The sequence below is a fragment of the Candidatus Poriferisocius sp. genome (genome assembly GCF_965204145.1).
Taxonomy (GTDB): domain Bacteria; phylum Actinomycetota; class Acidimicrobiia; order Acidimicrobiales; family Bin134; genus Poriferisocius.
On sequence record NZ_OZ241977.1, the window covers coordinates 1,852,278 to 1,875,160 of the forward strand.

Annotated in this window: 20 protein-coding genes and 1 pseudogene; 2 read left to right on the forward strand and 19 right to left on the reverse strand. The window is 66.2% G+C overall.

The window, feature by feature from the left end:
- Positions 1 to 777, forward strand: coding sequence for a glucose 1-dehydrogenase (locus ACOGI7_RS08575; protein WP_419848345.1), 777 nt, complete (start codon positions 1 to 3; stop codon positions 775 to 777).
- A 35-nt stretch (positions 778 to 812) separates the two neighbouring features.
- On the opposite strand, the gene ACOGI7_RS08580 is transcribed toward ACOGI7_RS08575, so the two are convergent.
- The 12 genes from ACOGI7_RS08580 to rpsO all read right to left on the reverse strand — a co-directional run bounded on the left by ACOGI7_RS08580 (position 813) and on the right by rpsO (position 15,384).
- Positions 813 to 2,051, reverse strand: a complete 1,239-nt coding sequence (locus tag ACOGI7_RS08580; RefSeq protein WP_419848346.1) for a competence/damage-inducible protein A — start codon at positions 2,049 to 2,051, stop codon at positions 813 to 815.
- A 30-nt stretch (positions 2,052 to 2,081) separates the two neighbouring features.
- A complete protein-coding gene (locus ACOGI7_RS08585; RefSeq protein ID WP_419848347.1) occupies positions 2,082 to 2,663 on the reverse strand; it encodes a CDP-alcohol phosphatidyltransferase family protein in 582 nt (193 codons plus the stop codon).
- Positions 2,660 to 3,916: a 30S ribosomal protein S12 methylthiotransferase RimO gene (rimO, locus tag ACOGI7_RS08590; RefSeq protein WP_419848348.1), complete on the reverse strand. Its 1,257-nt coding sequence runs from the start codon at positions 3,914 to 3,916 to the stop codon at positions 2,660 to 2,662. The genes ACOGI7_RS08585 and rimO overlap by 4 nt, the downstream gene beginning before the upstream one ends.
- 10 nt (positions 3,917 to 3,926) lie before the next feature.
- Complete coding sequence (locus ACOGI7_RS08595; RefSeq protein WP_419848349.1) at positions 3,927 to 4,973, reverse strand: sodium:calcium antiporter; 1,047 nt, start codon at positions 4,971 to 4,973, stop codon at positions 3,927 to 3,929.
- Between the two features lie 33 nt (positions 4,974 to 5,006).
- Complete coding sequence (locus ACOGI7_RS08600) at positions 5,007 to 7,358, reverse strand: DNA translocase FtsK (protein ID WP_419848350.1); 2,352 nt, start codon at positions 7,356 to 7,358, stop codon at positions 5,007 to 5,009.
- 157 nt (positions 7,359 to 7,515) lie between these two features.
- Positions 7,516 to 9,174, reverse strand: a complete 1,659-nt coding sequence (locus ACOGI7_RS08605; RefSeq protein WP_419848351.1) for a ribonuclease J — start codon at positions 9,172 to 9,174, stop codon at positions 7,516 to 7,518.
- Entirely contained in the window at positions 9,167 to 10,060 is an 894-nt protein-coding gene (gene dapA / locus ACOGI7_RS08610) for a 4-hydroxy-tetrahydrodipicolinate synthase (protein ID WP_419848352.1), read from the reverse strand. Before dapA ends, ACOGI7_RS08605 begins: the two co-directional genes overlap by 8 nt.
- A gap of 9 nt (positions 10,061 to 10,069) precedes the next feature.
- Positions 10,070 to 10,714 (reverse strand): hypothetical protein, encoded by a 645-nt coding sequence (locus ACOGI7_RS08615; protein WP_419848353.1) that lies wholly within the window; start codon positions 10,712 to 10,714, stop codon positions 10,070 to 10,072.
- A 4-nt stretch (positions 10,715 to 10,718) separates the two neighbouring features.
- Positions 10,719 to 11,453: an SURF1 family protein gene (locus tag ACOGI7_RS08620; RefSeq protein WP_419848354.1), complete on the reverse strand. Its 735-nt coding sequence runs from the start codon at positions 11,451 to 11,453 to the stop codon at positions 10,719 to 10,721.
- Between the two features lie 35 nt (positions 11,454 to 11,488).
- Positions 11,489 to 12,259, reverse strand: coding sequence for a 4-hydroxy-tetrahydrodipicolinate reductase (gene dapB, locus ACOGI7_RS08625; protein WP_419848355.1), 771 nt, complete (start codon positions 12,257 to 12,259; stop codon positions 11,489 to 11,491).
- A gap of 63 nt (positions 12,260 to 12,322) precedes the next feature.
- Entirely contained in the window at positions 12,323 to 14,956 is a 2,634-nt protein-coding gene (locus ACOGI7_RS08630; protein WP_419848356.1) for a polyribonucleotide nucleotidyltransferase, read from the reverse strand.
- A gap of 158 nt (positions 14,957 to 15,114) precedes the next feature.
- Positions 15,115 to 15,384: a 30S ribosomal protein S15 gene (rpsO, locus tag ACOGI7_RS08635; protein ID WP_419848357.1), complete on the reverse strand. Its 270-nt coding sequence runs from the start codon at positions 15,382 to 15,384 to the stop codon at positions 15,115 to 15,117.
- A gap of 132 nt (positions 15,385 to 15,516) precedes the next feature.
- Between rpsO and ACOGI7_RS08640 the strand changes: the two genes are divergently transcribed.
- On the forward strand, positions 15,517 to 16,383 hold the full coding sequence (locus tag ACOGI7_RS08640) for a ribokinase (RefSeq protein WP_419848358.1): 867 nt from the start codon (positions 15,517 to 15,519) through the stop codon (positions 16,381 to 16,383).
- Between the two features lies 1 nt (position 16,384).
- Here ACOGI7_RS08640 and ACOGI7_RS08645 read toward each other — a convergent pair whose 3' ends face one another.
- From ACOGI7_RS08645 to ACOGI7_RS08675, 7 genes and pseudogenes are all read right to left on the reverse strand, one after another.
- On the reverse strand, positions 16,385 to 17,494 hold the full coding sequence (locus ACOGI7_RS08645; RefSeq protein WP_419848359.1) for an LLM class flavin-dependent oxidoreductase: 1,110 nt from the start codon (positions 17,492 to 17,494) through the stop codon (positions 16,385 to 16,387).
- Positions 17,495 to 17,499: 5 nt separating this feature from the next.
- Positions 17,500 to 18,453 (reverse strand): bifunctional riboflavin kinase/FAD synthetase, encoded by a 954-nt coding sequence (locus ACOGI7_RS08650; protein ID WP_419848360.1) that lies wholly within the window; start codon positions 18,451 to 18,453, stop codon positions 17,500 to 17,502.
- 70 nt (positions 18,454 to 18,523) lie between these two features.
- Complete coding sequence (gene truB, locus ACOGI7_RS08655; protein ID WP_419848361.1) at positions 18,524 to 19,390, reverse strand: tRNA pseudouridine(55) synthase TruB; 867 nt, start codon at positions 19,388 to 19,390, stop codon at positions 18,524 to 18,526.
- Entirely contained in the window at positions 19,387 to 19,761 is a 375-nt protein-coding gene (gene rbfA, locus ACOGI7_RS08660) for a 30S ribosome-binding factor RbfA (RefSeq protein WP_419848362.1), read from the reverse strand. Before rbfA ends, truB begins: the two co-directional genes overlap by 4 nt.
- 2 nt (positions 19,762 to 19,763) lie before the next feature.
- A complete protein-coding gene (locus ACOGI7_RS08665; RefSeq protein WP_419848363.1) occupies positions 19,764 to 20,057 on the reverse strand; it encodes a DUF503 domain-containing protein in 294 nt (97 codons plus the stop codon).
- 2 nt (positions 20,058 to 20,059) lie between these two features.
- Positions 20,060 to 21,910: a translation initiation factor IF-2 gene (gene infB, locus ACOGI7_RS08670; protein WP_419851486.1), complete on the reverse strand. Its 1,851-nt coding sequence runs from the start codon at positions 21,908 to 21,910 to the stop codon at positions 20,060 to 20,062.
- Between the two features lie 759 nt (positions 21,911 to 22,669).
- A pseudogene (locus ACOGI7_RS08675) lies at positions 22,670 to 22,834 on the reverse strand (translation initiation factor IF-2 N-terminal domain-containing protein); the annotation flags it as partial.
- Positions 22,835 to 22,883 lie beyond the last annotated feature (49 nt).

Genomic DNA, 22,883 nt, shown 5'->3' on the forward strand with positions numbered 1-22,883 from the left:
ATGGGAAGACTGGACGGCAAAGTGGCCCTTATTTCCGGGGGCGCCCGAGGCCAGGGCGAGGCCGAGGTGCGGCTGTTCGCGGCGGAGGGCGCCAAGGTGGTGTTCGGCGACGTGCTCCACGATGAGGGCGAGGCGGTGGCCGCCGATGTGGGCCCCGATGTCCACTACATCCCCTTGGACGTAACCGACGAGGGGGCATGGCAGAAGGCGGTGGACGAGACCATCAACCGCTTCGGACCACCCAACGTGCTGGTGAACAACGCCGGGATCCTCCTGTTCGGAGTGTCGATGGTGGACACCTCGCTGGACGATTACATGCGGGTGATCAACGTCAACCAGGTGGGGGTGTTCTTGGGCATGAAGTACACCGTGCCCGCCATGATCGAGGCCGGCGGCGGGTCGATCGTGAACATCAGCTCTACCAACGGCATGGCCGGCTACGGCGGCACCGTGGCCTACACCGCCTCCAAGTTCGCAGTGCGGGGCATGACCAAGAACGCCGCCCTTGAACTGGGCCAATTCGGCATCCGGGCCAACTCCATCCACCCCGGCGGCGTGGACACCGCCATGACCGCTCCCGACACCCTCGGCGACGCCATCTCCGACGAGGACCGAGAGGCAACCTACGCCATGCTCCCCCTAGGCCGAGTAGGCCAACCCGAAGAGATCGCCCGCCTAGCCGTCTACCTAGCCTCCGACGAATCCTCCTACAGCACCGGCGCCGAGTTCATAGCCGACGGAGGAATGCTCTGCGGGGTAGTCAACCCAGAGGTCTAGTCCAGGGGGCTGGTGCCTCCCGACCCACAAGAGATCTATCCTCCGGCGAGGACTCTCATGCGGAGGTTGTTGAGGATGGAGACGGTGGTGAATTGGCGGGTGCGCTCGCGGTCGAAGGGGAACTTGACTTTGGTGGCCTCTACCTGGCCGTTTACCAGGGTGGCCATCCATACGGTGCCGGGGTCTTCGCCGTCGAGGGGGTCGGGGCCGGCTACGCCGGTGACGGCGATGGCGCAGTCAGCATCCAATAGCTTGGCGGCGCCGTGGGCCATGGCGGTTACGGCCTCTTCGCTCACCACTGGGCCTTCGGGCACTTCTAACAGGTCGAACTTCACGTCGCTGGCGTAGGACACCAGGCCGCCTCGGAATACGTCGCTGGCACCGGGGACGGCGGTGAGGCGGGAGCCGATCAGGCCGCCGGTGAGGGACTCGGCCAGCGCCAAGGTCCAGCCCCGGCTCCGCAGGGCGTCGAGCACGGCCGACTCCATGGTCTCGTCGTCGACGCCGAACACGATGTCGCCGACGATGCCCCGCACGATCTGCTCCTCGTTGGCCAAGATCTCGTCCACCTCGGCCTCGCTGGGGGCCTTCGCGGTGAGCCGTACCTTGAGGCCCTCCATGCCGGAGGCTAGGAAGGCGATGGTGCACTCGCCGGTCTCGTCCAAGCGTTCGATCTCCTCGTGCAGCTTCTCGGCCAGGCCTGACTCGGAGTCGCCCCAGGTGCGCAGCGTGCGGCTCTTGATGACTGCGGTGATCCCGGCCCGGCGCTTGAGGTCGGGGAGCACGCACTCCCCCACCATCTGCTGCATCTCCCAAGGCACGCCGGGCACGGCGTACACCGCCTTGCCGCCGGTTTCCACCTTGAAGCCGGGAGCGGTGCCCGGCATCACCGGCAGCACCTCGGCCCCGTCGGGTACGTCGGCCTGACGCAGGTTGTTCTCGGGCATGGCCCGGTCCCGGCCTCCGAACACCTGAGAGATGCGCTCCACAATGTCGTCTCGCCGTACCAGCTCCACCCCCAGAGCCGCGGCGATCACGTCTCGGGTGATGTCGTCCTGGGTGGGGCCCAGCCCGCCGCACATGATCACCGAGTCGCTGCGCTCAAGAGCCTGGCTCAGCACGGCCTGCATGCGCCCGAAGTTGTCGCCCACCTTCACCTGGTGGTGCGAGTCGATACCCGCCATCGCCAGCTGCTCGCCGATCCACGACGAGTTGGTGTCGACAATCTGGCCGAGCAGCAGCTCGGTTCCAACCGCGATTACTTCACAATTCACGCTCGGAGGTTAGTGGTCGGCAGCCCTCGGCTATTGGCCTGAGGCGGCAATGGCGCCGGCCCGCCCGTCGGCCCAGTAGCGCCAGCCGGAGTAGAGGGTGATGGCCACCGCCAGCCAGATGGCCAGCGACACCGCCCAATCGACGTTCTCCAGCGGAGGCAGCGCGGCCACAGTAAGCGCCACCCCCTGCATCAGCGTCTTGAGCTTGGCCGAGTGGCGGGCGGGAAGCGAGAGGCCGTCACGAGCCCATCGGGTGCGCGCCGCGCTCATCAGGAGCTCCCGCGCGGTGATGATCAGCACCGGGACCCAGAACAAGCGGTCCACCGCCACAAAGCACCAAGCCGCCCCCAGGATCATCACCTTGTCGGCCAATGGGTCCAAGAAGGCCCCCCAGCGGCTCTCGCTGCCAGACGACCGGGCCACCCAGCCGTCGTAGTAGTCACTGGCCCCCAGCACCCAGCCCACGGCCACCACTGCCCACGACGTCCCCGCGCTGTCGGAAGCAGCCAAGATCAGCACATACAGCAGGGGCGAGAGCAGTATCCGCCCCAGCGTGATGAGGTTGGCGGTCAACCTCAGATCGGCCCACGAATAGGCCCCCACCTGGCTCACGGCGACACCGCCTCGGCCATCAGGTCGGGACCGTGGGCATCGAGCACCCGCACGGTGTGGAACTGGCCCACGGCCAGATGTTCGGGCACCGAGACGATGCCGTCGATCTCCGGGGCTTCTCGATAGCTGCGGGCGATGCCGGGGGTGTCCACCAGAACTTCGACCTCGCGGCCGATGAGTTGGTCACGCTTGTTCGCGGTGATCGCGTCCTGGACCTCGGCCAGCTCCCGGCGGCGCTCAGCGGCCAACTCGGCAGGCACCTGCCCGTCAAGGGTGGTGGCATAGGTACCGGCCTCGGCGGAGTAGGTGAAGAACCCGCACCAGTCCAAGCCCACGTCGGCCACAAAATCGAGCAGCGCATCGTGGTCGGCCTCGGTCTCACCGGGATAGCCCACGATGAAGTTCGACCGGAACACCGCTTCGGGCTGGCGCTGGCGGATGTCGGCAATGCGGGCAGCAAAGCGGTCACCGTCGCCCCACCGACGCATCCGGGCCAGAAGCGGTCGGGACACGTGCTGCAACGACAGGTCGAAATAGGGCACACCAGTAGCACAGATGGCGTCGACGAGCGGGTCGGTGAGATCGGACGGGTAGAGGTAAAGGAGCCGCACCCAGTCGACCCGTTGACAGAGAGACTCCACCAGCGGGATGATGCCCCGCTCTCCCTGCCCCTGGTCGCGCCCGTAGGAAGCCAGGTCCTGGGCCACCAGCACTGCTTCTCGAACCCCGAGCGCCTCCACTTCGGCCACAATGACGTCGGCCGACCGGGATCGCTGGGGCCCCCGGAAGCTGGGAATGGCGCAGTACCCGCAGCGCCGGTCGCACCCCTCGGCGATCTTCACGTAGGCCCATGGCGCCTCAGCCGGCGGCCGGGGCAGATTCAGCAGGTCGAACACCGGCACCGCAGCCGCTGAAGGCACCGACGGCTTCGCCCCGATGCTCACCGGCACGCCGAACCCGGCCACCCGGTCGGCCTCGGGCAGGGCCTCGGCCAGCTCAGCGCCGTAGCGCTCGGCCATGCACCCGGTGACCACCAGCTCGGCCTCGGCCGCCGTCGAGCGCAGCGCCAACACCGTCTCCACCGACTCCTGGCGGGCCTCCTCGATGAAGGCGCAGGTGTTCACCACCACCAGATCGGCTTCCTCTGGGGCCACGGCAGAGACCATCCCGTCGCGAACCAGAAGACCCGTGATCTTGTCGGAGTCCACCTGGTTCTTGGGACATCCCAGCGTCTCAACCCAAAACCGGCGCACCGTATCGACACTAGGTGGCATCGAGGCCAGAACCACCAGCGCCAGCCGTCCCCTCGACCACCACCACCGCCGGCTCAGCACCGACGGCCTCTTCCTCATGGTCGGAGATCAAAAACGGCAGCGACACCAGATACACGGCCAACAGGAAGGCGCCCTCCCACCAACGCTCCAAGCCGTCTCCCCGGAACATGAACAGCCAGGCGGCAACGGAGATGCCCATCATGATCCACACCGCCAAACCCGAGAGGTTCCCGTCGACCAGCGGCCCGGGCCCCACCAGCGCCACCACCGCGCTCACCAGCAGGCTGTTGAACGTGTTGGAGCCCAGGATGTTGCCCACCAGCAGGTCGGCCTCTCCCCGGCGGGCCGCCTGCACCCCGGTGATCAGCTCGGGCAGCGAGGTGCCGAACGCCACCAGCGACAGCCCTACGAATCCCGAGCCCAGGCCCACCTCTTGGGCGATGTCCACCGCACCGGTCACCGCCAATTGGGCGCCGACCACGGTGGCGGCCAGCCCCAGCACGGTGCGGACCAGCTCGGCGGGCTGGCGTATCGGCTTGTCGGTATGGACGACGCCGGCGGCGCTGCCGTCATAGGCCGGCCGCCACAAGATGGCGGTCATGGCCACCACGAAGGCCAGCAGCAAAACGACGCCCTCCCAGCGCTCCAAGCCGTCTTGCACCAGCAACCAGAACAACCCTGCGGCAGCCACCGACACCACGCCCTCCCGCCACAGCGTGCTGTTGGCCACCCGGATGTAGCGGCCCCCCACGGCCACCGCCGCCACCAAGGCGGAAAAGCCCAGCACCAGGCTCAAGTTGGCCACGTTGGAGCCGACGATGTTGCCCACTCCCAAATCGACGTTGCCGTCGGCCGCGGCCAGGCCCGACACCAGCATCTCGGGGGCGCTGGTGCCGAAGCCGATGACCAGCGCCCCGATCACGATGGGTGAGATTCCCCGGGCGAAGGCCAGTCGGGACGCGCCGATCACCAGCTGATCGGCACCCACCGCCAACACGAGGAGGCCCCCCGCCAAGAGAACTGCTGCCAATGCCACGTGAGGAGACTACCGAGGCCTAATCAGCATTCATCAGGGAAGTTCGTCGGGGGTCATCAGCACCTCGCGGGCTTTCGACCCCTCGGAGGGGCCGACCACGCCCCGCTGCTCCATCAGATCCATCAGCCGACCGGCGCGGGCGAATCCCACCCGGAGCTTGCGCTGGAGCATCGACGTGGAACCGAGCTGGCTCTCCACCACCAATCTCATGGCTTGGACTAGGAGCTCGTCGTCATCGTCGCCAGCTCCGTTCGCGGCGTTTGAAGGCGCAGGGGCCAGCGGATCGTCGTCGCCGTCTCCACCATCGGTGGTCACCGACGGGCTGCTGCTGGGCTTCATCGCCGCGGCCTGCCGCCGCCAAGCGCCCACCACGTTGCGAACCTCAGCCTCGGTTACCCAGGCGCCCTGGATGCGCTGAGGGGAGGTGGAGGTGGGACTGAGCAGAAGCATGTCCCCTCGACCCACCAGACGCTCGGCACCCTGCTGGTCGAGGATTACCCGGCTGTCGGTCTGACTGGACACGGCAAAGGCCAACCGGGCGGGGATGTTGGCCTTTATGACCCCGGTGATCACGTTGATGGACGGACGCTGGGTGGCGATCACCAGGTGGATGCCCACCGCCCGGGCCTTCTGGGCGATGCGGCAAATGGAGTCCTCCACGTCGCGGGGGGCCACCATCATCAAGTCGGAGAGCTCGTCCACCACCACCAAGATGAGCGGCATCGGTTCTTTGGGCTCGGAATCCTCAATCCCCAGCTTGCGGTCGTTCTCAAACACACCCTGCTCGCAGGCATCGTTGTAGCCGTCGATGTCGCGGACGCCCACCGAGGCCAAGACCTCGTAGCGGCGGTCCATCTCCCGGCAGGCCCAAGCCAAGGCGTTGGCTGCTTTCTTGGGGTCGGTGACCGGCTGGGTGAGCAGGTGGGGAACATGCTCGTACTGGGCCATTTCCACCATCTTGGGATCGACCAGGATCATGCGGACCTGGTCGGGGGTCGAGCGCATGAGCACCGACGTGATCATGGAGTTGATGCACGAGGATTTGCCCGCCCCGGTCGCCCCCGCGATGAGGATGTGGGGCATCCGGGACAGGTCCATCATCACCGGCTTGGCGTTGATGTCCCGCCCGATGGCCACCTCGAGGGGATGGGTGGCCTTGCGGGCCTCAGCCGACGCCAGAATCCCGCCCAGCGACACCACTTGGCGGTCGCGGTTGGGCACCTCAACGCCGATGGCCTGGCGTCCGGGGATCGGAGCCAGGATGCGGACGTCGGGCGAAGCCAAGGCGTAGGCGATGTCCTTGCTCAAGCTGGTGACCCGGCTGACTTTGACGCCGGGGGCGAGCTCCAGCTCATAGCGGGTCACGGTGGGACCGATCACCATGCCGACCAGCTTGGTCTCCACATCATGAGCAGCCAGGGCCTGCTCCAGGGCGGCCCCCTTCCGGTCGGCTTCTTCCTGGTTGCCTTTCTGGGGATCGGTTCCGTTCAGCAGCTTGAGCGGAGGGAGCTTCCACTTCGACGATTTCGAGGCTTTGGGCGTCTTGTCGCCCACAATGGCCGGCGCTTGCCAATCTGGCTCGGAATCGGAAGAGGGTGGACTGGGCTCGGGTTCCGGCGCTGAGCTTGCCTCCAGCTCAGGCACCGGATCCGGTTCCGGGAGTGGGGAGGGTATGACAACCACTTCCGGTTCGACCGGAATCGGCTCTGTTGGCGCCTCTAGGTGATCGAAGGAGGGGGCTTCGTCTGGCATGGGAGGCAGTGCCGTGCCAGTGAATGAGTGGAGAGTCCGGAAGAAGGCCGCTTTGACCTTGGCGCCGTCCACTCGGCGGGCCCAGGCCCGCAGCGACACCCGGGTGAGCACCACCATTCCCAGCAAGCCGAACGCGCCCACCACCAGGCTCGCGCCCCAAACTCCCATGACCGCGGCCAGCGTCCCCCCGAACACCAATCCCAGGGCACCGCCAGCTCCCATCAGCCCGTCCAAGTCCTCGATGCCCGGCCGGTTGATGGCGATGTGCAGCAGGCCGGTGACCGACAGGAGCGTCAATGCGGTGCCGATGCCGAGGCGAACCGCCAGAACCAGGTCGGCTCGGGCCGGGTCGGCATAGGGGTTTCTGTCGAAGGCTTCTGCGGTTGCCTCCGCGCCCTCCTCGTCGGGGCGGGGACCCCGCAGCAGCACCACCCCCAGGGCTACCAGGGCGATCGGAACGGCGGCCCTGGCGGTGCCGATCAGCGCACCGATGACGACCCGGAGGCCCGAGCCGAACGGACCGGCCACATCCGCCCACAGGGAACAAGCCGCGACCAGCCCGGCGAGGATGAACCCCACCGCGATGATGTCGGCGCGGTGCCGAGCCCAGACCGCGGCCGATGCCTGCCTCAATCGGCTTTCCGATGAGGCTCCGGCCTTGGATTTGGGCTTTGCGCTGGGCTTGGAGGGGGGTTTGCGAGCGGTTTTCGTAGCCACAACAACAACAAACGTATCATTGACAACACCAGTAACCAACGGTTTGCGACAAGGGAGCAGACCAGGGCAGCGGTCAGATCTCGATGATGATGGGGACGATCATCGGACGGCGGCCGGTGCTGCGGTTGACGAATTGGCCGGCCGTCCGCCGCACCAGCCGCTCCAGTCCTTCCTTCTCCCCTGATGCCAGGTGCTCCTCCACCGCAGCCACAACCTCGTCGACCCCCGCCTGTTCAAGATCCTGGACGCTTTCGGCCCCAACCCAGCCCTTGCTCTCAAAGCGGGGACGAGCCAGCAACCGGCCCTCCTTGCGACTCAGCACCACCACCACATTGACCACTCCCTGGCCACCGAGAATGAGCCGCTCGCCGAACAACTCCCGGCCGCTTTCGACCAACCGCCCATTCACGTAGAAATAGTCCCCGGAGGTGACATGGCCCCGGTTGGCCAGGCCGCGGTCGGTCAGCTCCACCTGCTCACCGTCGCGTGCCAGCACCACTCGGTCAGACGGCATCCCCATCTTCAGCGCCAAGTCGGCGTGGGCCGCGAGGTGGCGGGTCTCGCCGTGGACCGGCACAAAGAACTCAGGATCGGCCACCGTGTGCAGGGTGCGCAGCTCGTCTTGTTTGCCGTGGCCGGTGGTGTGCACCTCTAACTGGCCGCTGTGGACCACTTTGGCCCCCCGGCGAATCAGATTGTTGATCATGCGGGAGACTCGGGCCTCGTTGCCGGGAATGGGGCTGGAACTCAGCACCACGGTGTCGTCGGACCCGATGTCTATCCAGCGGCTGTCGCCGGTGGCAGCCAGGGCCAGCGCCGAGCGCGTCTCCCCCTGCGAGCCGGTGGACACCACGCACACTTGCCCAGGGGGATGGTTCTCGGATTCGGCCACATCGATCACCGAGTGGTCGGGAAGCCGAAGCAAGCCCAGCTCGCGAGCCAGGGCGAAGTTGCGCTTCATGGAGAGCCCCAGCGTGGCCACCTTGCGCCCCGACTCGACCGCGGCGTCGGCCACCTGCTGAATCCGGTGGATGTGGCTGGAGAACGCGGCCACCACCAGTCGCCGAGCGGGATGGGCGGCAAACACCCCTCTCAGAACCTCCCCGACCTCGGTCTCCGAGCGGGAGCTGCCCGGTATCTCCGAGTTGGTGGAATCGCAGAGCAGCAGCCGAATCCCCTCGTCGTGGGCGATTGCCCCGATCCGGGCGAGATCGGTGCGCCTCCCATCAACCGGGTTCAAATCCAGCTTGAAGTCGCTGGAATGGAGGATCACCCCTTGAGGGGTGCGGATGGCCGAGATCAGCCCGGAGGGAACCGAGTGGGTGACCGGGATGAACTCGCAGTCGAACGATCCGATTGTCACCCGGTCGTGGTCGCCAATGGGGATGAGCGTCGTGCGGTCGGTCATCCCCCGCTCTTCGAGACGGTTGCGGACCAGCCCGAGGGTGAACGGCGAGGCGTACACGGGGAACGACAGCCATTCCAGCGCCCGGGGCAGCGCGCCGATGTGGTCCTCGTGGCCGTGGGTGCAGATGCAGCCCACGATGCGGCCGGCCCGGTCGCGCAGGTACTCCAGATCGGGTAGCACAAAGTCGGCACCGGGCATGTCCTCATCGGGAAACAGCACCCCGCAGTCCAAGAGGAGCACTTCACCCCGGCACTCGATGGCTGCGCAGTTCCTCCCGATGTCCCCCAACCCACCCAGAAAGGTGATCTGAACCGGATCAGCCATCAGCACCGAGTCTTGTGCCGGCCAATACCTCGGCCGCGGCCTCGGCCAAGCCCTCGGGCTCAACGTCCAAGGGCGGACGGCACCGGCCGACCGGCAGGCCGATCAGGCGCATCATGGCCTTGGCCGGGATGGGATTGGGAGCCGCCAATCCGGTCTCGTAGTCATACGACGGCATGAGGCTGGCGTTGATCTGGCGGGCGGCAACGACATCGCCCCTCTCGAAAGCCGCGATCATGTCGCGGTGCTCGGAGCCGGTCCAGTGGGTGGCCACACCGATCACCCCCACCGCTCCCACTGCAAGCAGCGGCAAGGTGAGGCTGTCGTCGCCGCTGTACACCTCAAAGCCGTCGGGGGCCTGGGCGATGAGCGCGGCGGTTTCGGCGGGATCGCCGGCCGCGTCTTTGACGCCGACGACGTTGGCCACACCGTGGGCCACCTCCAGAAGGGTGGCGGTGTCCACCTTGCGCCCGGTGCGGACGGGGATGTCGTAGATGAGCACCGGAAGGTCGGTTGCCGCCGCCACCGTGGCGAAGTGCTTGGCCAAGCCGGCCTGCGAGGGCCGGTTGTAATACGGAGCCACCGACAAGATGCCATGGGCTCCTGCCTCTGAGGCCCGCTCGGTGAGCTCGACAGCGGCAGCGGTGTCGTTGCTGCCCGCTCCAGCCACCACCGGTATTTCCACCGTCGAGACAACTGCGCCGATGAGCTCGATCTGCTCGTCGTGGGTCAGGGTCGGCGCCTCGCCCGTGGTGCCGGCAACCACCAGCCCGTCACTTCCGTTCTCGCTCAGCCACCGGGCCAGCGACGCGGCCGTGCCCAGATCGAGCGAGCCGTCGTCTGCAAACGGCGTGACCATGGCGGTGAGCACCTTGCCGAATCGAGCCATGGGTTCTCCTTACGCGTCAGCAGCATCGGCGGCCATCTCGGCTGCCCGATCGATCCCCAGTGACACCAAGAGATCCTCGTGCAGCTCGAACCACACTTCATGGTAGGAATCCACCGAGGGCTTCGTAAACCAATTAAGGTCACCGCTCACCACCTGGTTCAGGGCGAAGTCCAGCCGGCCTCCATAGTGCCCGAAACGTTCGAAGGCTTCAGCCAGGCTGGCGATGATCGGCTGGACGCGCCGATCGATATCGGCCAGGCGGGAGATGACTGCGGCGTCATAGTCCGGGTCGGTATGGTCGTTGATCGTCTGATCCCCGCGAATCTGGAAATCGGTGCAAACCTCCTTCAACTCAGGATCCAAGACCTTGAACGACTGATACAGCTCCAAGACCAAGGACCGCCTTCCGGACTCCTCGATTTCAGCAGTCGCCAATCGCTCGGCCTCAACCCGGCCCTCCCCCAGCAGCATCCACCCCTGGGCTCGCTTCCCGTCCCGGTAGCGCACCCATTCCCGCTCGCCCAGTTCGCTCAAGACGCCGGCGGCTTGTATCGCCGACAAGCCGGTGGCCAGGGCCACCGATTCAGCGTCGGCCATGCCCTTGGTGCGCAGTGCGTAGAGCACGCGCCCCTCCATTCCAGACGAGTACGGCACCAGATCAGCCTACTTCCGCTTCTCGATCCCGGTCTCCGGGGCGGCCCAGGCGGCGCAGGATGAGCGGGTAGCCCACCGCCGTGATGGTGGCGAAGACGAACCACTGCACGGCATAGGCCAGATGCGAGCCCTCTCCGAGATCGGGAGGCGGGACGGAGACGGGGAGGTCGCCCCCCGAGGGTGCCTGGGCTTGGAGTTGCACGTACACCGGGAGCAGGGGGCCATCGATCTGCTGGGACAGGCGGGCTAGGTCGACCCGGGCCATTTCGGTGAGCACGCCGCCAGAGGGGTCGGCCTGCTGGAGCCCGGCGGCGGTGACCGTGGCCCGAACCAGGCCGATCACCTCCACTTGGCCGGATAGTGGCGCAAACTCCGCCGGGGTGGCGCCAGTGCCCGCCCCATGGGGAACCCAGCCTCGGTTGACGGCCACTACCTCCCCGGATTGCAGTCGCAGCGGGGTGAGCACCCAGTATCCGGCAGACCCCTGGTAGGTGCGGTTGCGGATGAGCACCTGATCCCCGGGCTGGTAGACGCCGATCGCCCGGACCGGGCGGAACTCAAGCTCGTCGCCGTAGTCGTAGGCATCGCCGGCCCCCACCAGATCCTGCAATTGCACGACGGGGAGTTGGCTGCGACCGGTGATCGTGCTGTTGCGATCCCGGCGCTCAGACAGCCGGTGGAGCTGCCAGAAGCCAGCGGTGACCATGGCAGCTATGGCCAGCAGCACCACGATGCTCATCAGGAGGCGCCGAATCGACACAACTGGGCGAAGGGCTAGATGTCCAGCAATGCGTCGAGGCCGACGATGAGTCCGGAGCGCTCGGGGGCGGCTTTCACCGCGGCCAGCACGCCCGGCATGAACGAGGAGCGGTCGGTGGAGTCCTGGCGGATGGTGAGGGTTTGGCCCTCGGCCCCCAAGATCACCTCATGATGGGCCACCATGCCCCTCATGCGCACGGCATGGACTCGGATGCCGGTGGGACCCTCGGCCCCCCGAACGCCGGACAGCATCTCGTGCTCGGTGGGATCGGGGGCCCAATCACCCGAGGCGGCCGCCATCTTCTCCACGGTGAGCCGGGCGGTGCCCGAAGGAGCGTCGATCTTGGCGTCGTGGTGCAGCTCGATCACCTCGGCGGTGTCGAAGTAGGGCGCGGCCAGCTCGGCAAACCGCATCATCAGAACCGCGCTGATAGCGAAGTTGGGGGCGATGATGCACGCCCGCTCTGCGGTGGTGAAGGCCGCGTGGAAGCGCTCCAGGTCGTCGTCGGTGAACCCGGTGGTGCCCACCACCGCGTGGACCTGCTGTTCGGCCAGCCAGACCAGATTGTCTCGGGCAGCTTCGGCGATGGTGAAGTCCACGACGACGTCGGCGCCGGCATCGGCCACCGCTTGGCGGTCGGCAACCGAGACCATTCCGCCCGCAGAGGCGCCCACGCGGTTGGGGTCCACTGAGGCCACCAATTCCAGATCGGGGTCAGCGGCAACCGCTTCGCAGACGGTGGCCCCCATTCTCCCTCCCGCGCCGAACACCCCTACCCGGATCATGAACGAGACGATATAGGGCTGAACCGTGAAAATTCGGCTCAGAAAAAGAAGCGGAGCGCTGGGTTAGCGCGGCGACCGGTCCCGGTCGCGGCCGCGGCCTCCTCCTCGACGGTGCGAGCCACCGCCCGGCCCAAGATCGCCGAACTCGTCGCGCAGCTGGGTCTCGAAGTCGTCTTCAAAGGACGCCGCCTGGGAAGGGCCATCCCAGTCACTGCGGTCGCGGCCACCCCGGTCATCAGACCGGCGGCTGTCTCGGTCGCGGCCACCACGGTCATCGCGGCGGTCATCACGACGTCCCCGACGATCATCACGATCCCGGCCACCACGGTCATCGGAGCGGCGGCTGTCGCGGTCGCGGCCACCACGGTCATCGGAGCGGCGGCTGTCGCGGTCGCGGCCACCACGGTCATCGGAGCGGCGATTGTCGCGGTCGCGGCCACCACGGTCATCACGGCGACCCCGACGATCATCACGATCCCGGCCACCCCGGTCATCAGACCGGCGGCTGTCGCGGTCGTCGCTGCTGTCGTCGCCGGTCAGCTTGAGGCTGATCTTGCCGTTGGGGTCGATGTCTTCCACGACAACCTCGAGGTCATCGCCCAAGGCGACCACATCCTCTACCCGGTCAACTCGGCGACCCCGGCCCAACTTGGAGATGTGCACCAAGCCATCACGGCCCGGGAGGATGTTCACGAACGCCCCGAACGCTGTGATGTTCACCACCTTGCCGTTGTAGACCTCCCCCACATCGGCAGTGGGCGGGTCCAGGATCAGACGGATCTGGCGTTCGGCCTCGTCGACTTTGTCCCTATCGGGTGAGGAGACGGTGACAATGCCAGCGTCTTGGGCGTCGTCCACGTTGACCTCGGCCCCGGTCTCGGCCTGGATGGTGTTGATGACCTTGCCCTTGGGCCCGATGACCTCGCCGATCTTGTCCAGGGGGATCTCGAACTTGATGATCTTGGGCGCAGTGGGCCGAACATCATCTCGGGGAGCATCAATGGCTCCAGCCATCACCTCCAAGATCTTGAGCCGAGCGTCACGGGCCTGATTGAGCGCACCGGCGAGCACGTCGGCGGGCAGCCCGTCGATCTTGGTGTCGAGCTGAAGGGCGGTCACGAAGTCGGCCGTGCCGGCCACCTTGAAGTCCATGTCGCCAAAGGCATCCTCGGCACCCAAGATGTCGGTCAGCGTGGTGTATTGGCCCTCGTGGAAAACCAGCCCCATGGCGATGCCAGCCACCGGCGCCTTGATGGGCACACCAGCGTCCATGAGCGAAAGGGTTGACGAGCACACCGAGCCCATCGACGTGGAGCCGTTGGACGAGAGCACCTCCGACACCAGGCGCAGCGTGTAGGGGAAGTCGTCCATGGAGGGGATCACCGGGACCAAGGCCTTCTCGGCCAGCGCTCCATGCCCGATCTCCCGGCGCTTCGGACCCCGCATGAAGCCGGTCTCGCCGGTGGAGTACGGCGGGAAGTTGTAGTGGTGGATGTAGCGCTTCTTGTCGATGGGGTCGATCCCGTCGATCATCTGGTCCATCCGGGCGGTGCCCAGCGTGGTGATGTTCAGCACCTGGGTTTCCCCCCGCTCGAACAGCCCGGAACCGTGAGCGGTCTCCACAACTCCAACATCAGATCCCAATGGCCGGAGGTCTGCTGCCCCCCGGCCGTCGATGCGCACGCCGTCTTGCACGATCCGGGTGCGGACAATGCTCTTGGTGAGCGAGCGGACGGCAGCCGAAATCTGCTTGTCAACCCCCTCGACCTCGGCAAACCGCTCGGCCAACGCCTCGGCGATCTCCTCTTTGGCCTGCGACTCAGCCTCTTGGCGCTCCGCCTTGTCGGCGATGGACATGGCCGCGGCCAGCTTGTCGGCGCCCACCTCGGCCACCGCGGCATCGACCTCGGGGGTGTAGTCCACCTGGAGCTCGTACTCCATGGGGGGCTTGACCCCGGCGGTGGCGATCAGTCGGCGCTGGAGGCCCACCGCTTCTTTGATCCACTCCTTGGACCGCTCCAGGCCCTCGGCCAGGGCGGCTTCGTCCACTTTGGGGGTTCCGTTGCTGTAGAGCTCCCAGCCGGCCTCGGTGCCGTTGGCCTCCACCATCATGATGGCCACGTCACCGTCGTCCAGGACACGGCCGGCAACCACCATCTCGAAAGTGGATTCGGCACCCTCGGCATAGGTGGGGTGGGGAATCCACTCACCGTCGGCACTGTGGGCCACTCGGACCGCGCCGATCGGGCCGGCAAACGGGATGCCCGAGATGCTCAGCGCGGCCGATGCCCCGTTGATGGCGATCACGTCATAGGGGTTCTCCTGGTCGGCGCCCAAGACGGTTCCGACCACGTGGATCTCGTTGCGGAACCCGTCGGGAAACGAGGGCCGCAGCGGCCGGTCGATCAGCCGACACGTCAAGATGGCCGACTCGGGGGCCCGGCCCTCACGCCGGAAGAACGAGCCGGGGATCTTGCCCGCGGCGTACATCCGCTCTTCGATGTCGACGGTGAGAGGGAAGAAGTCCACTCCCTCTCGGACGCGACGGGCCGCGGTTGCGGTCACCAGGATGGTGGTGTCGCCCATGCGGGCCACAACGGCCCCATCGGCCTGACCGGCCAGGCGACCTGCCTCAAAGGACAGGGTTTTGTTCTCGACGCCGCTTACGGCGGCCGAGACGGTGATGGCTTCCGCCATGTTTGCTCCTCTCCGGACCACATGAGGTCCGAGCGAGCCCACGGAGCCAGTTCCCAGTTGGAGAGGCCCAGCCTGGCTCGGCCCCTTCAACTGGCAGCTGGCCTCTCTCTAGGCCCGCTTGTCTGTTTTCATAAAGTCGCCTGGGCGACGCCCGATCCTCAGCGGCGAAGTCCGAGTTCGGCGATAATGCCTCGGTACCGCTCCACATCGTTGTCCTTGACGTAGTCGAGCAGCCGTCGCCGGCGGCCCACCATCATCAGCAAGCCCCGCCTGCTGTGGTGGTCCTTCACATGCACTTTCAGGTGCTCGGTGAGGTGATTGATCCGCTCAGTGAGCAGAGCGATCTGCACCTCGGGTGAGCCTGTATCAGTGTCATGCAGGCGGTGATTCTCGATCGTCGCGGTCTTGGACGCTAGCTTCTCGGCCATCCCTACTCAGTGTGTCCGTCGGTCAGAAAACGGGCGAATGCACAACTCCTTGCCGTGCCTGTGCCCGGGGGACCCAGTAAAGCTACCACTCCCCACACCGAAACACCTACCTGAGCCATTTGAGAGATACTGGTGTCTGTGAAGGTGGTGTCCTTCGGGAGCCTCAACTACGACCTGTCAATCTGGCTGGATCGGCTTCCCGGCCCCGACGAGACGCTGAGGGCCCAACGAATGGAGGCGTTCTCCGGGGGCAAGGGCGCCAACCAGGCAACCGCTGCGGCCCGACTCGGCGCCGACACCCATATGGTGGGCTGCGTGGGCGACGATGACCGGGGGCGCTGGCTCTTGGAAATGCTCAACAACAGCGGGGTGGACACCAGCCTTGTCCGAATCGCTGAAGAGCCCACCGGCACGGCAGTGCCGCTCATCACCCCGGCAGACGTCTCCATCGTCATCGTCCCCGGCGCCAACGCCAGCACCGGGATCGCCAACGCTGACGCAGCAGCCGAGGTGATCGCGGCCGCCGAGGTGCTTCTGCTGCAAGGGGAAGTGGGGGCGGCGGGCGCCAGGAGGGCAGCCCAAGCCGCCCGGTCAGGGGGTACCACCGTGGTGTTCAACCCTGCGCCGGTGGACCCATTTCTCGTCGAAGCGGTCGTCCCGCTCACCGACGTCTTGGTGGTGAACCGAGCCGAGCAGGTCCAAATCGAAGCGATTGGCCCCGACACCGGCCATTGCCAAACAGTCATCACCCTGGGCGGCCGAGGCGCCCAGCTTGACGATGTACTGGTTCCCTCCTACCCCGCAGAAGTCGTGGATCCCACCGGCGCAGGAGATGCCTTCTGCGGCGCCTTGGGCGTCGCCCTGGCTGAAGAGCGCTCGCTGATCGAGGCCGTCCGCTTCGCCAACGCCGCCGGCGCCCTCGCCGTAGCCACCCCTGGCGCCCAGCCTTCCATGCCCACAAGGGACGCGGTCAACGCCCTGCTCGATGGCCAACGGTAGTTCAGCGCTGAAGGGCGGGGAGGACATGGGTGGCGGTGAGGCGGATGCTCTCCATGACCTTGTCGTGGGGGATGGCGTAGGGGTTCATCATGCACAGCAGCAGGTCGACGCCGAGATCGGCGAAACCCTGGCAGAGCTCGATGCACTGTTCGGGATCGCCGGCGACGGCCACGCCCTGCTCCACTAGGTCCTCGATGCTGAACGTGGTATCCCAATCGGCGTCCGCGGTCATTCCGGGCAGATACCGCAGATAGTTCCAATCGCCGAGATCGGCGCCCTCCTCTTGGAGCATCTCCGCCACGCTGCCCACCAGCTTGAATGCCACCGTGGGATACCACCAGAACGACTCTCGGGCATTCTCGTAGGCCTCGGCCGTGGTGGGGGCGCAGTGGAACATGGCGAAGGTAGCCACCCGGTTGTTCACATAGCCGCCTACCGGGTTCTGGCAGGCCGTGACCGCGTCGCGGTATAGGCCGATTCGCAGCGCCAGTTCCTCCAGCGACACCCCAGCGCTGAACGACAGAAGCCCCATCCCCATCTCCCCCACCAGCTGGTGGGTTTCCCGGCTGCCGGTGGCTGCCCACAACGGAGGATGGGGCTTCTGCACCGGCTTGGGCAGAACCCGGCGTCGAGGCATCGACCAGTACTGGCCTTCGAACTCGTATTCGTCATTCAGCCAACAGCCCGCGATGTGCCCGACGGCCTCGGCCCACATGGCCCTGGTCTCACGGGGATCGATCCCGAAGCCCTCGAGCTCGGCCCGGGTGGTGGAACGGCCGGTGCCGAACTCCACCCGTCCCCCGCTAACCAAGTCCAGGGTGGCGGCCGACTCTGCACTGCGAACCGGATGGTTGTAAGGGGTGGGCGTCAGTCGCACGCCGTAGCCCAAGCGAATCTGCTCGGTGAGCGCGGCCACTGCCCCGTAGAGCACCTCGGGATTGGAGCTGTGCGACATTTCCTCCAAGAAATGGTGCTCGACCGTCCAGAAGCTGTGATAGCCAAGCTGATCGGCCAGCACGGCCTGTTGGATGAGCTCTTGATAGCGAAGCTGTTCGCTGTTGTGGTGCCACGGGCGGGGCACCGGGATCTCCGAGAAGAGAGCGAGCTCCATGCCGACTAGCAGGGCGGTTCGGCCATCAAGATCTCCCTGGACAGGGCAACGTCGATGCGGAGTTGTTTGACCAGGGACTCGATGCCGTCGAAGCGGTGCTCGCTTCTGAGCAGCTCAACAAACTCCACTCTGGCCTCCTCACCGTAGAGGTCGCCCTCAAAATCCAGGAGATGGGCCTCCAGCAGCGATTGCTGAGCGTGCTCATAAAAGGTGGGGCGTCGGCCGATGTTGATGGCCGCCATGTACCGGGATCCGTCGGGCCGGGTGTACCAGCCGGCATACACCGCGTCGGCCGGCCAGGCCATGGCCATGGAAACTGGGACGTTGGCGGTGGGAAACCCGATGGTCATCCCCCGCCGATCACCCAGCACGACCTTCCCCCTGATCTCGTGGTACCGCCCCAACATGGCCGCCGCCGTGCGGACATCCCCGCCGGCCAGCGCCCGGCGCACGGCAGTTGAGGACACCGGCTCGGGCCATTTCTCGTCGTGATGAAGAAGCGTCACCGCGTGAACCTCGAAGCCCATCTCCATACCGAATTTCCTCAACGTGTCGATATTGCCCAGACGCGCCCGCCCAAAGTGGAAGTCCTCCCCCACCACCACACTCCGCACCCGCAACCTCTTCACAAAGACCTCGCGCACGAATTCCTCCGGCATCGTGTGGGCTCGGTCTGGAGAGAACTCAATCAGGTACACATACTCGATGCCGGCCGCCTCAAGCAGTTCCAGCTTCTGATCGAGGGAGTTCAGCAGCTTGGGAGCGTTCTCTGGCCGCAGCACCAGCGCCGGGTGGCGGTCGAAGGTGACCACCGCGGGCGCCACGCCCAGCCGCTCAGCCTCCGAGAGAAGCTGATTGATGACAGCCTGATGCCCGACATGGACACCGTCGTACACCCCGATGCTGGCCGCGGTGTCCTCAATGCCTTCAAGGCGGCCAAAGTCTTCGATGACCTGCACCGCGTTGCACGGTAGCGGCCGCAGCCTCAGACTGGACAATCCCGGTTGGGCCGCGGCCGTCGAGAACGCTCTACCGACCGATGACCACCGCCGGTTTGACGAGGCCGGGGGTATGGGCCTCATAGACAGCCAAGAGCTGGCCCGCCGGCCCGAGCACAGCCCAGGGGCCCTTATCCTGCATCGCCAATTCTTCGGCTGCCAGCACTTGTCCATTGGCTATCCGGCCACCGAGAACTTCATCGACCGTAACCGCGGGGTAGTCGCGCAAGGCCTCCGCCATGGACAAGAGCACCGGCGCGTCCACCGGCCGGGACTCGTCGACGGCAAAGGAGCCGATGGCGATGCGCCGCAAGGCCCGCAGGTGCCCGCCTCCCCCCAGGGCAGTGCCGATATCGGCAGCCAGCGATCGGATGTAGGTGCCCGACGAACAGCTCACTTCAAGGCGGTACACACCGGCGGGGACGTCCACCGGCGCAACGGTCAGATCGTGGACAGTCACCGGGCGGGCTTGGCGCTCCACCTCGACCCCCTCCCGGGCCAATTCGTGCAGTCGACGCCCCTCCACCCTTACCGCCGACACCATGGGCGGAACCTGCATGATGTCGCCGACAAAGCCCGACGCCGCTTCGCCCACCTGCTTCGAGGTGACCCCAGACATGTCGTGGACCGCGGTGACCTCGCCGGCCGCATCAAGCGTGGTGGTCTCTTCGCCCAAGACGAGCTCGCCTACATACTTCTTCCTCAGCGGGGTGAGAAACCGCAATAGCCGAGTGGCCCGGCCCACTCCCAAGAGCAGGACTCCAGTTGCGTCGGGGTCCAGCGTGCCGGCGTGCCCCACCTTGCGGGTGCCGAAGACGCCCCTGGCCTTGGCCACCACATCATGAGAGGTCCACCCAGCTTCTTTGTCGATGACCGCCAACCCGTCGGATGTACTCACTCTTCGGCCTCGTCAGCAAGGTCTCGCAGAATCCGGTCAACTCGCTCGCCAGCCGAGATCGAGGGATCAAGGGCGAAAGCCAGGTCGGGAACTCTCCGCATCGCTGCTGAGCGGGCCACCGCCTGTTTGAGTTGGAGACGGTGCTCCTCTAGGGCCTCGAGGGCGGCAGAGGCCGCCTCTTCGTCCAGAGCGCTGATGAACACGGTTGCCCGGCTCAACTCGACGCTGGTTTCCACCCCGGTGATGCTGGCCAACTCCAAGCGGTCGTCGTCCAAGCGGGCCAGTTCAGAGGCCACGATCTCTCGCAGCAGCTCGCCGAGCCGGGCTGACCGTGAGTAGCGGGAGGGGCGCGATGGCCGATTGCGAGCCACGGCTATTCGTCTGTGTTCAGCCAGTGGGAGGAGGAGCTCACTACTTCGATATCGGGAATCGACCACATATAGCGATCCAACTCATCGGCGAGCGTTCGGCATTGGCTGGGTTGCCCCGATACCACCGCCACGCCCACCTCAGCCCGCTGCCAGAGGTCGGTGTGGCCGGTTTCTGCCACCGAGACGCCGAATTTTCGGGTTACGCCCGACAGGACAGGGCGCAGCACTGATCGCCGCTCTTTCAGAGAACGACAGCCCGGTATGTGCAAGTCGTAGACCACGGCAAGCACATGCATCGTCAGACTCGGGCGACTTCTCGCTCCTCGAACGTCTCGATGACGTCACCCTGCTTGAGGTCTTGGAAGTCGGACAGGCCGATGCCGCACTCGTAACCGGACTGCACTTCGCGTACATCTTCCTTGAATCGCTTGAGCGATGAGACGGTGCCCCGCCAAATGACCGCCCCATCCCGCAGGAACCGGACTTTGGAGCCCCGGGTGATGGCCCCGTTGAGCACGTAGCAGCCGGCCACCGCACCCACCCGGGGAATTCGGAAGATCTCTCGCACCTCGGCGTCGCCGGTGACGACCTCCTCGAATTCCGGTGCCAGCATCCCCACCATGGCGTTCTCCACATCCTCGATCAGGCTGTAGATGATCTCGTAGGTGCGGATCTCCACCTTCTCCAGCTCGGCCAATTCCCTCGCTTTGCGATCAGGCCTGACATTGAAACCGATGATGGTGGCGTTGGAGGCCGCGGCCAACTGGATGTCGTTGGCAGTCACACCCCCCACACCCCGGTGGACGAAAGCCAGCTTCACCTCATCTCGCCCAAGGCGCTGGAGGCTGTCCACGACCGCTTCCAGCGATCCGTTCACATCGGCCTTGACGATGAGGTTCAGCGTGGCAGTCTCACCAGCCTGGATCTGGCTGAAGATATCCTCCAGACGCGCTCCGCCCGCGGTGGCCGCGGCATCCCGGCCCAAGCTGGCGATGCGCTGGGAGTGCTCTCGCGTCTGGGCAACCTTGGCCGCCACCTTCTCATTGGGAGCGACGACGAACGAGTCGCCGGCATTGGCCACATCGGAAAGCCCGAGAACCTGGACTGGTTTGGATGGCAGTGCCTCTTGAATCTGGTTGCCGCGGTCGTCCAGCAGTGCCCGGGCCCTCCCCCACGATGCCCCGGCAACCACCGGATCTCCTCGCCTGAGAGTTCCGTGCTGGACCAACAGTGTGGCCACGGGACCCCGTCCGATGTCCAAGTTGGACTCCAGCACCACTCCTCGGGCCCGACCCTCCGCATTCGCCCGCAGGTCCTCTACCTCGGCCACTACCGCCAACTGTTCGAGCAAGTCGTCGATCCCCTGGTTCTGGAGAGCGGAGACCTCCACCATGATGGTTTCGCCACCCCACTGCTCGGGCACCAACTCGTGCTCGGAGAGCTGTTGCATGGTCCTATTGGGATCGGCGTTGTTGCGGTCGATCTTGTTGACCGCAACAACGATGGGCACATCGGCCGCCTGAGCATGGTTGATGGCCTCCAGGGTCTGGGGCATCACCCCATCATCGGCCGCTACTACCAAGATCACGATGTCGGTGGCATCGGCGCCCCGGGCCCGCATCGCCGTGAATGCCGCGTGCCCAGGCGTGTCGATAAAAGTCAGCGTCCGCCCGTCCTTTTCCACCTGGTAGGCACCGATGTGCTGGGTGATGCCGCCGGCCTCTCCTTCGGCCACATTGGCGCTGCGGATCTGGTCGAGCAGCTTGGTCTTGCCGTGGTCCACGTGACCCATGACGGTTATCACTGGCGGCCGAACGGGAAAGTCCTCTTGGGGCTCATCATCTTCGCCGTCGGCTTCGAGCAGCTTGAGCAGTTCGTTCTCTTGCTCTTCACCAGGGTCCACCAGTCGAATCTCCGCGCCGACCTCGGCGGCAAAGAGCTCGATCATGTCGTCGGTCAGCGACTGGGTGGCGGTGACCATCTCCCCTTGCTGCATGAGGAAGCGGACGACGTCAGCAGCCGTTTGATTCAGCTTCGGGCCCACTTCCAACGGCGTCGCAGCTCGCTCTACCACCACCACACCCGTCGGTGCTGCCGCGTCCGTCGGGGTGTAGTCCGGGATGTTCATGGGCTGGAGGTCTTCGGCCACCCGCCGACGCCGCCGGCTCTTGCGCCGCCTCTGTTGTGGACGCTGGGGACCCCCTCGGCCGCGGCCGCCGGGACCTCCAGCACCGCTGGGAGGCCCGCCGAGCGCGCCGGCAGGGCCGCGCGCCGCGAGCGGGGCGGGAGAGCGACCGGGGGTGACGACTCCTGGCCCTTGGGTACCGACTGCTGGACGGGCGGGGCCACGAGGACCCCTTCGCGGACTCGGCGAGGGACCCCGGCCTCCCCGGCCGGGGGGCGGCGGAATCGGCTTGCCGGAAGAGGACGTCGGTGGGCTGCCGGGGGGCGGCGGAATCGGCTTGCCCGAACGGGAGAGCGGCGGACTGGTTCGAGCAGAAGCTGCTGGCTGAGCGGCCGGCGGTTCGGCTGCCGGTTTGGGCGCAGATCGAGGCGGTGGTGGAGAAGCGCTCGGAGGAGGCTCAGTCGAGGGCGCCGCAGGACGGGAACGAGGAGGCATTCCCCCACTGGAGGTCACTACCCGCGTGGGCTTGGCCGGTTCTGGCTCCGGCTCGGGCTCCGGCTCTGACGGGACCTCGGCCACAACCGGTTCCGGCTCGGGCTCCGGTTCTGACGGGACCTCGGCCACTATCGGCTCCGGCTCGGGCTCCGGTTCTGACGGGACCTCGGCCACAACCGGTTCCGGCTCGGGCTCGGGTTCAGGCTCCGGCTCTGGTTCGGGTTCGGGCTCGGGCGGCCGAATCAGGCCATCACGATGTGCCCGCCGGCGGACGCGATCCGCTTGAGCATCCACGATGCTCGAAGAGTGGCTGTTGACGCCGATCCCCAGAAGCACACAGAGATCAAGCGTTTCCTTGTTCGTGAGGCCGAGCTCGCGGGCAAGCTCATAAACCCGAATCTTTGCTGGCAAAAAGCTCTTTCTTGGTCCGTCCGCATTGCGCGGCCGACCCACTTGGGTCGGGAATTTATTGTCTCACGCCCGGCCTTGAGATTTCGAAGTC